General features: G+C 63.2%; 11 protein-coding genes. 3 read left to right on the top strand and 8 right to left on the bottom strand.

Annotation, left to right across the window (positions count from 1 at the left end; all coding sequences use genetic code 11):
• Window positions 1-52 precede the first annotated feature (52 nt).
• Window positions 53-841, bottom strand: coding sequence for a cytochrome c (locus SBP01_RS09790; RefSeq protein ID WP_320538266.1), 789 nt, complete (start codon window positions 839-841; stop codon window positions 53-55).
• Between the two features lie 87 nt (window positions 842-928).
• On the bottom strand, window positions 929-1,603 hold the full coding sequence (locus tag SBP01_RS09785) for a heme-copper oxidase subunit III (RefSeq protein WP_275214298.1): 675 nt from the start codon (window positions 1,601-1,603) through the stop codon (window positions 929-931).
• Between the two features lie 111 nt (window positions 1,604-1,714).
• On the opposite strand from SBP01_RS09785, the gene trpD reads away from it, so the two are divergent.
• Entirely contained in the window at window positions 1,715-2,773 is a 1,059-nt protein-coding gene (gene trpD, locus SBP01_RS09780) for an anthranilate phosphoribosyltransferase (protein WP_320538265.1), read from the top strand.
• 65 nt (window positions 2,774-2,838) lie between these two features.
• On the opposite strand, the gene SBP01_RS09775 is transcribed toward trpD, so the two are convergent.
• From SBP01_RS09775 to SBP01_RS09750, 6 genes are all read right to left on the bottom strand, one after another.
• The gene (locus tag SBP01_RS09775; protein WP_056340053.1) at window positions 2,839-3,120 is read right to left on the bottom strand and encodes an Lrp/AsnC family transcriptional regulator; all 282 of its coding nucleotides are present in this window, start codon (window positions 3,118-3,120) and stop codon (window positions 2,839-2,841) included.
• A 122-nt stretch (window positions 3,121-3,242) separates the two neighbouring features.
• Complete coding sequence (locus SBP01_RS09770) at window positions 3,243-3,641, bottom strand: DUF3054 domain-containing protein (RefSeq protein ID WP_275214300.1); 399 nt, start codon at window positions 3,639-3,641, stop codon at window positions 3,243-3,245.
• Window positions 3,642-3,663: 22 nt separating this feature from the next.
• Window positions 3,664-4,257, bottom strand: a complete 594-nt coding sequence (locus SBP01_RS09765) for a hypothetical protein (protein WP_275214301.1) — start codon at window positions 4,255-4,257, stop codon at window positions 3,664-3,666.
• Window positions 4,258-4,324: 67 nt separating this feature from the next.
• A complete protein-coding gene (locus SBP01_RS09760; RefSeq protein WP_320538264.1) occupies window positions 4,325-5,203 on the bottom strand; it encodes a chitinase in 879 nt (292 codons plus the stop codon).
• 284 nt (window positions 5,204-5,487) lie between these two features.
• On the bottom strand, window positions 5,488-7,740 hold the full coding sequence (locus SBP01_RS09755; RefSeq protein WP_320538263.1) for a bifunctional polysaccharide deacetylase/glycosyltransferase family 2 protein: 2,253 nt from the start codon (window positions 7,738-7,740) through the stop codon (window positions 5,488-5,490).
• A 334-nt stretch (window positions 7,741-8,074) separates the two neighbouring features.
• Window positions 8,075-8,302, bottom strand: coding sequence for a hypothetical protein (locus tag SBP01_RS09750; RefSeq protein ID WP_275214304.1), 228 nt, complete (start codon window positions 8,300-8,302; stop codon window positions 8,075-8,077).
• A gap of 2,109 nt (window positions 8,303-10,411) precedes the next feature.
• Here SBP01_RS09750 and SBP01_RS09745 point away from each other — a divergent pair.
• Together SBP01_RS09745 and SBP01_RS09740 are read left to right on the top strand one after the other, a co-directional pair.
• Window positions 10,412-11,359: a hypothetical protein gene (locus SBP01_RS09745; RefSeq protein WP_320538262.1), complete on the top strand. Its 948-nt coding sequence runs from the start codon at window positions 10,412-10,414 to the stop codon at window positions 11,357-11,359.
• 159 nt (window positions 11,360-11,518) lie between these two features.
• Window positions 11,519-12,736, top strand: a complete 1,218-nt coding sequence (locus tag SBP01_RS09740; protein ID WP_320538261.1) for a type III polyketide synthase — start codon at window positions 11,519-11,521, stop codon at window positions 12,734-12,736.
• Window positions 12,737-12,770 lie beyond the last annotated feature (34 nt).

Here is a 12,770-nt window from a genome sequence, read left to right as displayed (position 1 = left end):
TTTCAATGTCAAACTGCTGACTGGGCAGCAGAAGTTTTGGTGTCCCGGCGCCCTAGGACGTCCGGGATGTCAGCCAGATCGTGAACGCGATGATGACGCCGAGTCCTGCGATCCAGACGAAGAGGCCTTCGGCGACCGGGCCAAGGGAGCCCAGATCAGCGCCGCCGGGGGAGCCGTTGGATTCGATCTGCTTGAGGAAGGTGATGATGTCGCGCTTGCCTTCAGGGGACACGTTGGCGTCGTTGAAGACGGGCATGTTCTGCGGGCCGGAAACCATGGCTTCGTAGATGTGCTTGCCGGAAACGTCCGCGAGGGCCGGGGCGAACTTGCCTCGGGTCAGGGCGCCGCCGGCAGCAGCTGCGTTGTGGCACATGGCGCAGTTCACGCGGAAGAGCTCGCCACCTGCGGCTGCGTCACCCTTTTCGTCTAACAGGTGTTCTTCAGGAATTGCCGGGCCTGCACCCAGCGAAGCAACATAACCTGAAAGCTGGTGGGTCTGGGTGTCGTTGAACTGCGCAGGCTTCTTGTAGGCCTGGGGTCCGTTCATCTGCATCGGCATGCGTCCGGTGCCGACCTGGAAATCGACAGCCGCTGCGCCGACGCCTACCAAGGAGGGGCCGGCCTGCGTGCCGCTGGCGCCCATGCCGTGGCAGGTGGCGCAGTTCGCTTCAAAGAGCTTTTGGCCCTCGGCGGTGTCACTTGCGCTGTAACTGGTGGTGGAAGCCTTCGCCTGGTTGACGGTAGTGGCAACGGCGTAGAGCCCCCCGGTGACGAGTAGTCCCATCAGTAGCAGCGCTATTGCTGCGAGTGGGTGACGTCGCTTTTGCGAGAGAGCCTTCACGTGGTGGTTCCTTTATTCGATCCTGCGCCGGCTCCGCGAGCCGCTTCTTGAAATTCTGCCTCTTGTAGAAAAGGAATCAAAGCTTGACTACTTCAGTACGTAGATGACCAGGAAGAGGCCGATCCAGACAACATCCACAAAGTGCCAGTAGTAGGACGTGACAATTGCTGAGGTTGCTTCAAAGTGGCCAAACTTCTTCGCCGCGAACGAGCGTCCGATGATGAAGAGGAAAGCTACGAGGCCGCCGATGACGTGCAGGCCGTGGAAGCCTGTGGTGATGTAGAACGCTGAGCCGTAAGCATTGGAAGACAGCGATACGTGCTCTGAGACGAGCATCGCGTATTCCGTGCTCTGGCCTGCGACGAAGATCGCACCCATGATGAAGGTCAGGGTGAACCATTCGTTCATGCCCCAGCGGGCGAACTGGAACGGCCCGCCCGTCTTGCGGGGCTGCAGCCGTTCGGCGGCGAAGACGCCCATCTGGCAAGTAAAGGAACTTGCCACGAGGACGATGGTGTTAACGAGCGCAAAAGGGAAGTTGAGCTTTGCTGTCTCTTCCGCCCACATCTGTCCGCTCGTGGAGCGCAGTGTGAAGTACATGGCAAAGAGACCGGCGAAGAACATCAACTCGCTGGAGAGCCAAACAACGGTTCCTACAGAAACCATGTTGGGGCGGTTCAGCGTCGGGTGCGCCGGGGTACTGGGGGCATGGGTCGCAGATGTCACATAGACATTATGTCTATAAAAGTCCGTACTGCCCAACGCGAACCGCCTTTTCGGGGGACTTTTTCTACAAAGACGCGAAATTGCTCGGAAAAGTTCCCGGCGGCGTTCACATTGGTCATGGCTATGGTGGCTCGATAGCATCAGGAGGTGACTTCTCAGGCAACTTCCCCGGCGGACAGCAACACCTGGCCCCGGCTCATCTCAGCGCTCATCGCCGGCACCGACCTCACCGCGGACAGCACCGCGTGGGCCATGGACAGGATCATGTCCGGCGAGGCGTCGCCGTCCCAGATAGCAGGGTTCCTTGTTGCCCTCAGCGCCAAGGGTGAGACCGTTGACGAGATCTCAGGTCTGGTCGAGGCGATGCTGCGGCATGCCACGCCCATCAGCATTTCAGGCGAGAAGCTGGACATTGTGGGCACGGGCGGTGACCAGCTCAATACCGTCAACATTTCCACGATGGCCGCATTGGTAGCGGCGGGCGCGGGCGCCAAAGTTGTCAAACATGGGAACCGGGCAGCCTCGTCGTCGTCGGGATCAGCCGACGTACTGGAGGCGCTGGGGGTCAGGCTTGATCTCCCGGTGACCCACGTGGCACGCAATGCGACGGAGGCGGGCATAACGTTCTGCTTCGCGCAGGTCTTCCACCCGTCCTTCCGCCACACCGCCGTGCCCCGCCGGGAGCTGGCCATCCCCACTGCCTTCAATTTTCTGGGCCCCCTGACCAATCCCGCCCAGGTACAGGCCTCGGCTGTTGGCGTTGCCAACGCCCGGATGGCGCCCCTCGTCGCGGGCGTGCTGGCGCGGCGGGGGAGCCGAGGCCTGGTGTTCCGGGGCAACGACGGCCTGGATGAACTGACCACCACGGGGCCGTCCACTGTCTGGGAGATCCGGGAGGGTACGGTCACCGAGTTGACCTTTTCACCTGCCGATCTCGGCATCCGTCCGGCGACTGTGGAAGAACTCCGTGGCGGAGACGCCCATGCCAATGCCGCCGTCGTGCGTGATGTCCTGGCAGGCAAGCCGGGGGCGGCGCGGGACGCCGTTTTGGTCAACGCGGCAGCCGGCCTGGTGTCATTTGATGCCACTGCCGAAGGCCCGTTCGTGGAGCGCATGCGGTCGGCGCTGGTCCGTGCCGCTGAGTCAATCGACTCGGGCGCCGCGGCCGCCGTCCTGGACAAGTGGGTCGCCCTCACCCGGCCTTAGCTTTCACAAGAACGATGCCGGGCCCGGCTGCATAGCCGGGCCCTTCGTTGTTTGCAGGCGAGGCGCTACTGTTCGAAGCCCAACGCAAAGGCGGCGTCGAGATCGTGCTGCGAATAGGCGCGGAACGCGATGTGCGTGGTGGTGTGCACAACGGCCGGTACCTTCGAGAGTTTGTCGGCGATCACATCGGCAAGGTCTTCGTGGCGGGCCACGCGGGCAACGGCAATCAGATCCCACTCTCCGGTGACGGAGTAGACCTCACTGATGCCAGGGATGGCGGAAATCTCCTCGGCGGTCTCCGGGATGCGTGCGGCGTCGGTCTTGATCAGAACGAATGCGGTGATCACTGGGTTCAATCCTTCCGGATTTGTCGGCCGTAGCGTTGCCCCGGCGAGTCTCTGTGGTCCTGCCAGCCTATTACATGGCCGTGCGTCGGAGCCCCCGGGAGCGGCGCGCGTCCGTTGCCGCGTCAGCGCTTCCGAAGCCTGCGGACGAGTGCCAGCAGCGCGCGGTAGCCCACCAGGAACAGGCCCAGGCTGAGGAGCGCCACGATGACGAAGGGGAGCACAACTACTTGGCCCGTTAGTGCCCGCAGGGCCATGCCGCCGGCAACGGCTCCCAGCCAGATTCCCACGCCGGCGGGGAGTGACAGGGGACGCCGCCACGCCCTCGCCGCCAGCCAGCCGAGGGCGGCGCCCGCCAGGAATGGCCAGGCGGTGAGGAAAACTCCGCTGATGACGTCGGGACGCACGTGCGCGTCCCTGCCAATTGCGGCGAATACGAGGATCAGGAGGACGTCCGACACAGCCGCACCCACGATGGCGCTCGTGCTGTGGCGGACGGATTGCTGCCGGGTGGAAGAAGTCATACGTTCGAGCCTAGCGCGGGGTTCACCTGACAAAGATCCCGTTGCCATAGCCTGAGTCGCAAATGCCGTCGTGGATGACTCCTGCTCCGGGCGCTACGAGAAAATTAGAGGCCGGGTTCAGCACTGCGAATCGTACCCCCGTGACTTTACGGGTGCAGTCGCTCACGAACGAATCATCCTGGCCGCCGCCGCCGATCCACATGTCAATCCACGTCGACGCGTTGTACAGGGCATGAGCTCCTGTATGGCAAGGTCCGTCCTGGGGATTAGGGCCGTCTCCGCAAGTGTCTTCAACGATAAAGTATCGCCTGACATCGGGCAGGTAGATCCGGGTCCCTGCAGGGAAGTCCAGGACGTCCCGGCCTGTCGCCGTGGAATGTCCGACGGCGATGGTCACCGGGTCCTGGTACGTTCCGGTGCCGCCCGCCTGCTTGTGCAGCACGGGGTTGCTGATGGTGGGGGATCCCGGGGGTGTGTTGTCCTGCCACGAGTAGGCAGTGATGTAGGCATTTCCGACGAGGGTTTCGCCTGCCGCCCGCGAAGATGTGCCGATAGTGGCAACGGCCACCAGGATGGCCGCCAGTAATCCAGCGGCCGGAAAAATCGCTCGTCGCATGCTTGCCTCCTTTAATTTCTCTGGGTTGTGCCGGCGCCCAATGTCCCTTGCGGATGCCGGTCCGTGCTTAGGGTCGGTGCGCCAGTGCGGTTCCCAGCACTTTCGCAAACATGCCCGGTTCCTGTGCAACGCCGCTGCAGTCACTGGCCACGCTGCTGTGCGCCTGCCCCTGGGTGCCGGGCGTGCAGGGGGTGTCCCGGTTGAGTGACCACATGGACATCCGGCCGACGCCACGTTCCAAGGCGAAACTGCTCAGTTCCCTGGCATCGTCCAAAGTGAAGACGTTGCCCTCAACGTCGTTGACCCCCACCATCGGGGTCAGCCCGATCCTGTTCCAGAGGTCAGCGTCGTCGATCGGCCGGTTGGCCTTCGAGTACAGCGCCGACAGCATCCGGTGCGTGGCTTCGGCTGCGCCCACAGCGGTCGCGCCCATGCTGGTCCCGGGGGCAAGGTGGCCGAAGTTCATGGTCATGATGTTGATGCCGGCGAGTTCCACCCCGGCCTCCAGCATGGTTTCAACCGAGGTGACAGCTGCCGCCGTCAGCCCGTTCCCTGAGACGGGAAGAGTAAGCCAGACCTTCAATGGCGAGCCCGCGGGACGCTCGGCCTGAAGGCGTGCGACTGCTGCGGCGCGTCTTGCGGCCGCATCATGGTCCGATGCGCTTGGGCCTTCGATGTCCAGATCCACGGTGTTGATGCCGTAGCGGGTGATGACCGTTGTGTAAGCACGAACCAGGGCATCGGGGTCAGTGCAGGCGGCGGCCAGTTCGGGGCCGCGCTGGCCGCCAAACGATACTGCGACGTCATGGCCGCTTTTGCGGAAGGACTCCACTTGGGCATCGAGTGCCAGCTTCTCGCCGGCCCGGTCCAGACTGTAGAAGCCGCCCCAGGACGGTTCACAGGGCTGGGCAGGATCCGAGGTGACGAAGGCGAGGAGCGTGGTCACGGTTCCGGGGGGCGGCGAGTCTTCCAGGCGCAGGCCCGGGAGAATCGTGACATCCAGATATCCGCCGAACCATCCGGCCGGGGTCGTGTCGTTTTTCGTTGTTTCTTCCTCCCTGCCGGGTCCATCAGGGGCCGTCGAACTGCAGCCCGCCAAGGCTGTAACTGCCATGAGTGCTATCAGGGGCCAGCCCTGTCGTGGGAATTTGAGCATGTACTGATGCCACCTAACTGCACTCGTATGGCGCATAGTTCGTTGGGTCGATCAGCATTACGAGGTTTAGTGAGCTATAGGGAGTCCTGGAGGGTCAGGGAGTCCGCCCTTGCCAGGGGCGGCAGGGCGGCGGGGACCGTCAGCCCGGTCGGGGTTGGCAGGGTGACGCTGTTGGTGCGCTCGGGTTTGTACCACCCCACTGCGGTGCCCCGCAGAGCCAGCAGAGCAGAACCGAACACCACATAGGCGCGGAGTGGCTCATAGATGAGCCGGTAGATCGGCACGATGAGCAGGTGGAGGGCCTTCTCGCGGACCATCAGGATCGCAACGATGGAGATCAGCATGTGGGTTGCGGCAACGAACGCGGAGAAGATGGCGATGGCCTCCCATTCGCCGTGAATCAGGCTGCCGATCGCGACCATGACCGTCAGGGGCATGAAAATGAGCGGGACAAGGACGGAAATCAGGGCGTAGGGCATGGTGAGCATTCCGAGGGCCCCGTACTTGGGATTGAAGAGCATCTTGCGGTGCTTGTACAGGGTCTGGATGTTGCCGTAGGTCCAGCGGAGCCGTTGCTTGAACAACCCTTTGACCGTCAGGGGCGCCTCAGTCCAGGCGATGGCCTCGTTTTCCTGGACGATGCTGTAGCCAAGGAGTTGCAGCGAGAGCGTCAGGTCAGCATCTTCGGCAAGCGTGTCATGGGAGTAGCCGCCAGCCCTGACAAGGGCTTCCCGGCGCCAGGCGGCGCAGGCGCCCGGAACGATGGAAATCGCGCCCATCAGGCCCTCTGCCATGCGGGTAACGCAGATACCGGACAGGTATTCCAGGCTTTGCCAGGCGGTAATGAGGTTGCGGCGGTTTCCGACCTTGACGTGGCCGGCCACTGCCCCGACTTCCTTGCCGTGCCGGGGAGCGAGGAAGTGGCGGGCGAACATTTTCACGGTCTGCGGCTCGAACAGCGTGTCGCCGTCGAGCGTCACGATGACCTCGCCGCGTGACTGCGCGATCCCTTGGTTGCTGGCAGCCGATTTGCCGCCGTTGGGCTGGTCGATGACGCGAAGTGCCGGCCACGTCTTGGCGTAATCCCTGAGTACTGCGAGGGTGCCATCAGTAGACCCGTCATTGATCGCGACGACTTCCATGCGGGGATAGTCGCTCGCCCTGAGGGCGTCCAGGGTTTTGGTCACCACGAGTTCTTCGTTGAAGACGGGCAGGACCACGCTGACGAACGGCCAGTCCTTCTCGGCCACGTCATCCCAGCGGCGGCGCTTCTGGCGCCCGTTATTGATCAGGGCAAGCACCACGAAGAGGAACGTCAGGATGGTCAGGGATCCGATGCCGAACCAGAACAGCCAGGTCAGCAGAATGTTGGGCGTCACCAGGTAGGTTGTCATCGCAGCCAGCGTCGCGGTGTCCTCGACCTTGGCGGCCACGTTGTGCTGCGGAATGAACTCGTCGGGAAGCATGGACTGCATGGTTTCGAAGGTGTACCCCTGTGCCTTGGCCATCGGGATGAAGGCTTCCAGCATCTTGACGGTGGCACTCCGGTCCCCGCCCGCGTCATGGACCAGGAGAACGTGGCCCTGGCCGTCCAGCGAAGGAACCGGAATGGGGACGCCGGGTGCGAATTCCCAGTCCCTGGTGTCGAGGTCCATGTCAACGTGGATGTAGCCGAGTTGCTGCGCCTGCAGCAGAGCCAACGTGTTGTTTTCAGGGTTGCCGGTGGGGATCCTGAAGAGTCGGGTCTGGTAGTTGTCCGCGGCGAGCATGAGCCTGTCGGCTCCGATGATCTGCTGACGGTTGGTCGCGTCGTCGTGAGCCCAGAAATCGATGTGGGACACGGTGTGGTTGCCCACCATGTGCCCTTCCCGGATGACGCGGCGGAAGATGTCCGGATACTTGACGATGTTTTCACCGACCGGGAAGAAGGTGGCAGGCACCCCTTCCTTGGACAGCAGATCCAGGATCTCCGGCGTGAACCGGGGATCGGGACCGTCGTCCAACGTCAGCATGATCGTGTGATCCTTCGGACGTCCGTAGGCCTCCACAGCGTAGCGGCTGTTGCCAATGACAGCCTTCTCACCAGCGGTGGCTTCCCGCCAGACCTTGTCGCTGAAGGGATCCTTCAGCAGCAGCTCGCCATCCTTGGGTTCCACGAGGACGATCCGGTGAAAGATTGCGGTGCCTTCGCGGAATCCGATCTTCGGGATGCTCTCCAGGTCCTGGGTCGCCAAGAGGCGGCGTGGGTAATCTGCCGCCTGGTTCTGGAGGCCCTGATGCACAGGGGCGGTGGCCGCCGGGAGGATGTAGACAAGGGAAAGCAGCATCAGAAGAACCCCGGCGATCAGGCAGCTTACTATTCTGCGCCAACGGTTTCCGCTGGCGTCGAAGAAGACTGGTGCCGGGGCGGTTGAGCGGGAAGGGGCCGGTTTTCTCATGCGTACCTCGCGAGGTAGCTGTACGTTCGGGGGCAAACCTGACAGAGCCAGGTAAGGGACGGCCGGGACGGAGGAGAAAGGGTAATTCTTCCCCAGCCCGGTGCCTCAAAGCCAGCCACTTTGAAGTGTCACCTTGCCTAGGACACTAGTTGCGGGCACGAAGGTTCACATGCGTAGCCTGTACTCGAGTTTTTCCAGCCCGCTACTTGCCGGAAAACCGGGCTCAATCAGCGTCCTGGGGAACCCGGTGTACCAGCCAGCTGGCCTCCCACCGGAGGTGGTGGCGGTCCTCCGCATCCCACTCGACCAGCACGTGCGTGACCGTGTAGGCGATGGCAGTGCCGAGGACTGAACGCACTCTGACCGGAGCAGGCCTGATCATGACCACCGGCTTGCCCGGTGCCTCCTGCAGCGCTTCTTCCCGGGTGGGGCGGATGAGGGATTGCAGCATGGGACGTCCTAGGGCCAGGAACTGAACCGACGAATGCCGCTGTCTCCTTGAGGCGGAAAGATCAACAATCATCTGCCCAGTGAGGTGGAAGGCAGACTTACCCAGCGTGCCGCCATGCAACGACATTAGGATGCCGGAGGGTTCCGGGCATGCGTACGCTGTACCCGACTTTTTGGGGCACACTACTTGTTTGAGCGGTCCCATCCGGAGGTCCGACGGCGGAGCTGCGCCGGCGCTTCTCTGCCCGCCTGATGGGCCCCGGGGCGGGGGAGAGCGTCATGGTTCCGTCGGTGAGCTTGCGCTGGGACTGCGGGCCGCTGAACGGCCGACGCCGGGCACCCGGGTTATCGCTCTGCGCTTACGTTTTGTTCGGGCGCTAGGTTGCGAAGGTTGCCATCCGGTCGTCCGGTGCCCGGCTGCGCCGGGCGCCAAAGGGCTTTTCATTGCTGGGGGAGCGGGACTCCAGGGGTGTCCGGTCTCAACATAGTTGGCAACAATGACGTGTCATTTTGCCAAGTTAACTGAGAAAAATCTGGCGCGGCAGGTAGATCCCGAGGGGCGTCTGGCGACGACCACGTTGTGGTGTCGTCGGTGCGGCTTTTGATCAGGTCGTCGGCAGTAGTATTCGTTCATGACGCCCCGATGGGATGGGATGCGGTTGCTGTGAACGACGAACCAGGTGGGACCAGGCTCCGCCCAGCGGTTCGTCGCGCCGTGCGCGTGCTCGTGTTCGCGGCCGTCCTCGTGGTTTCTGGTGGTGTTGCTCTGGGACTCCTGCCGCCCTTCTTTGTGGGGCCGCTGGTCGCGGGATTCATGGTTGGCCTTTTCGCTACGCCCGACCGAAAGGCGCCCTCGGACGTCTCGGGCGGCTTTGCATGGTGGAAGCGGAGAGCAAGACGTACCTTCTACACAGCCTGGTGCGTACTTATTCTCTTGACCGGCGTGCTGGTCAACCACACGTCCGTTGTCGGGTTGGGGTGGGGGACGCTGCTCATCCTGGGAATCATGATCTGGCCTCTGTGGGTTGTCTTACGGAAGCCTCCCCAAAGACCATGGGATCCCGGTCGCCTAACCCAATGATCAAACCGCGTGCCATCACATGCCAATACTGTTTGAGCGCGGGCCTAGTGGCGTGGATGAGGAAGCGCTATACGCCCCAGATGGCCCATCCACGGTCCGGCGGCGCTGCGGCGTTCGAAGTGGTGTGTGCGTTGGGTCGGTGCTTGGCAATTTCGCGGGTGGGACGTGTCGAGCATGGCGGCAATCCTATGTCTGCCCGCCACTGTTCGCTGTCTTCAGCGGGCGGGAGAAGGCACCCGATCTCGTGGACTATCAGGGTGTGGATTTCACATCGGCTCCGATCAAGGCTGGGCATTCTGTCATTGAATCCTAGGTTGGTGATGAGCCGCGCCATTTTGACGGTCTCGGGGTAAACGAGCAGGTTGAGATTGCGCGTTGCCGCCCGGCGGGAGCGGGCCGCGATATGGCTCCGGATTGTTCCGACAATGGCGCATTCGCCGGCCACCTGCATCACGGGACAGCGCACCAGGACGCCTCGCGGAGCCAGGAAGCGGCGGTAGTGGCGTTCGGCTGCAATCAGTTTCGGGGGTGCCCAAAAGCCGTTACTTTACATAATGTAGATTATCGGCGTTATGGCGGCAGGCTTAGAAGAAGCTGCGGGAACGCCCTCTAACTGCGCATTCGGAGGCACTTCTCGCAGCCGTAAGTTCCCGGTGAGCGATGACAAAACGGCAACCCCGGTCCCTTACGAAATGTCGCCCATGGTTTCCAGCGAGGTCGTGGCAAACGGTGAGCCGGGAGCTTTTGGTCGTTCCTTCACTGTTTTGCGAGGTCAGCCGGGAATGGCCGTTCGCCCCGGATATCCGGGGCTTTCGCGGCGCGCCGACGATTGGCTTCACGCGGGCCAGCCAAGGTAACGTTTGGGTAACCGGTCCGCGCACACGCCTCGCGCAGCGCCCTCAATGCTTCTGCGTGTGCTATCACCCCAGGTGGCAGCGTCCTTGCGTTCGCAGACCGTGACCTTTCCGGGCAGGATACGTCCCCAGGGACCGCCCGTTTCCGCACTCCCATGAAGAGGCTTTGTTTTCCATGCGCAGAAACAATCTGCTGGCCGCCGGCATGCTCTCGGTCCTACTCGCCACCTCGGCTTGTGGTTCCGTGACCGGCGTCCCCAACTCATCCGCACCATCTTCCGTCTCGGCCAACACCGGGGTTGAAGCGAGCTCCACACACGACAAATCGGCTGATGCGGTGGGTACCACCCAGCGCGCCGCCGCCGAAAAGGCCGAAGCAGCTGCCGCTGCCGAGAAGGCCCAGGCAGCTGAGAAAGCTCAGGAAGCCGAGAAAACCCAGGCGGCGGACAAGGCTAAGGAAGCCGAGGCAGCCGCCGCGGCGGCAGCTGAAAAGAAGGCTGCTGAACCCAAGCCGTCCGGCACGCCGATGGCCGTTCCCGCACCTGCTGCTGCGCCTGCCGGTGGAGCGCCGGCGTCGAAGCCCGCTCCGGCGCCTGTCCTCCCGGCCTCGACCTCCGAGCGCATTGTCACCACCGCGTACACAACGGCGTACACGTGGCACGACAACACTCCGGCCGGCTCCGCCACCATCAGCCACCCGATCCTGCACAAGACTGCCGGCGGAACCGGCACCTACGCTGATCCGATCACCATCGCCGTGGGCCACTCCAAGGCCACTGGCCAGTCCGTGCTGGACTTCCCCGCCGGCACCCGGATCTACCTGCCCAGCGTGCGCCGCTACTTTATCGTCGAAGACACCTGCGGCGACGGCAACGATCCCCAGGGCGGCCCCTGCCACCAGGGCGTCAACGCCAACGGAACCAACTCCACCATCTGGATCGACATGTGGATCGGCGGCGCCAGCATGAGCGCGAGCGGCGCCGACAACTGCGCTGCCAAGGTCACGGACGTCAACACCGCTGTCTTCGATCCCGCGAGCAACTATGCCGTGGCTCCGGGGGCAGGCGTGATTCACGACGGCATCTGCGATGCCGGCTATGGCAACGCTCTTGTAAAGCAGTAACAACCAGGCGCCGGACACAACCGGAGGCCATTCGGGGGTCGGCGAATTTTCGCCGGCCCCCGTTTTCGTGGGCCGGGACCGGCGAAGGACAAATTCCCGTGGGCTGCCCAGCCAGCCCCTGCCATTGTCATATGCCCGGTGCTCACCAAGAATGAACCAATGACGGTCTACTTGCGCTCACTGGAAACTGCTGTTCCGCCCACCGTGCTGATCCAGACCGAGGCGCGGGACGTCTTCGCAGCTCAACCCGGCCTGACCAGGCTCGGTTCGCGCCTGGTGACTACGTGCTTTGACTCAGCAGCCATTGAAACCCGGCATACGGCAGTCGAGGAAATGACCATGGCGTTCCGGTCGGATGATCCGCAGTTCTTTGATCCCGCCACGGGCCTCCTGCTGAATCCATCCACCAAGGTGCGCAACGGGATCTTCGCCGAACAGGCCACTGCCCTATTTATTGAGGCCGCCCAGGCCGCCGTAGACGCCTGTCCGGACCTGACCTTGCTTGACATAACTCACGTCATCACGGTCTCGTGCACCGGCTTCTTCAACCCCGGTCCCGACTACAAGATTGTCCGTGCGCTTGGTTTGGACCCCGCTGTCCAGCGGTACCACCTTGGTTTTATGGGCTGCTATGCAGCCTTCCCGGCGCTGCGGGCCGCCAAGTCGTTCTGCGAGGCAGATCCGCAGGCCGTGGTGCTGGTGGTCTGCGCCGAGCTGTGCTCCCTGCACGTACGGACCTCCAACGATCCGGACACCATCATGGGCTCCGCACTGTTCGCCGACGGCGCGGCCGCCGCCATCGTCACCGCACAAAACGCTCCGGAATCACCCGCCCTGCTCCGGCTGGACCACTTCGAGACCGTCCTGACTCCCGTGGGTGAAGAGTCCATGGCCTGGAACATCGGCGATCACGGCTTCGAGATGGTCCTGGGCAACTACGTGCCGCACATTATTGACGACCACATCATCGGCGCCCTCGAACCGCTCCTGTCCCGCGATCAGTCGCTGCTCGGACTCCCCTACCGTGACATCCGCCACTGGGCCATTCATCCCGGTGGACGCAGCATCCTGGACAAAGTGCAATCGCGCCTGGAGCTTTCGGACGAGCAACTGGTCCCTGCCCGGGAGACGCTGCGGAGGTTCGGCAACATGAGCAGCGCCACCGTTCTGTTTGTGCTCAAGCACATCCTGGAACTGCCGGCGGAGGACGGCGATGACCGCATCTGCTCGATGGCCTTCGGGCCCGGACTCACCGTCGAAACAGGGCTCTTCACCAAGCTTCGCCAGGCCGGCGCGCCGCTCCCGCAGGCCGGGCAGAGCCAAGCCCGTCCCGGGTACCGGAGCCAGGCCCGGGCGTCGGCTGCTTCTCGGGCTTGAGCCGGCAATGCCGATGCGGCGGCGGGCTGGGGAT

Source organism: Pseudarthrobacter sp. IC2-21, from assembly GCF_034048115.1.
GTDB lineage: Bacteria > Actinomycetota > Actinomycetes > Actinomycetales > Micrococcaceae > Arthrobacter > Arthrobacter naphthalenicus.
This window is presented reverse-complemented; position numbering and strand designations above follow the sequence as displayed.

What these genes read in the sequence shown, in the direction of transcription:
- SBP01_RS09770 (WP_275214300.1), bottom strand. Translation starts at nt 3,641, where the DNA reads ATGACTTCTTCCACCCGGCAGCAATCCGTCCGCCACAGCACGAGCGCC.
- SBP01_RS09765 (WP_275214301.1), bottom strand. Translation starts at nt 4,257, where the DNA reads ATGCGACGAGCGATTTTTCCGGCCGCTGGATTACTGGCGGCCATCCTG.
- SBP01_RS09755 (WP_320538263.1), bottom strand. Translation starts at nt 7,740, where the DNA reads ATGCTGCTTTCCCTTGTCTACATCCTCCCGGCGGCCACCGCCCCTGTG.
- SBP01_RS09750 (WP_275214304.1), bottom strand. Translation starts at nt 8,302, where the DNA reads ATGCTGCAATCCCTCATCCGCCCCACCCGGGAAGAAGCGCTGCAGGAG.
- SBP01_RS09745 (WP_320538262.1), top strand. Translation starts at nt 10,412, where the DNA reads ATGCGCAGAAACAATCTGCTGGCCGCCGGCATGCTCTCGGTCCTACTC.
- SBP01_RS09740 (WP_320538261.1), top strand. Translation starts at nt 11,519, where the DNA reads ATGACGGTCTACTTGCGCTCACTGGAAACTGCTGTTCCGCCCACCGTG.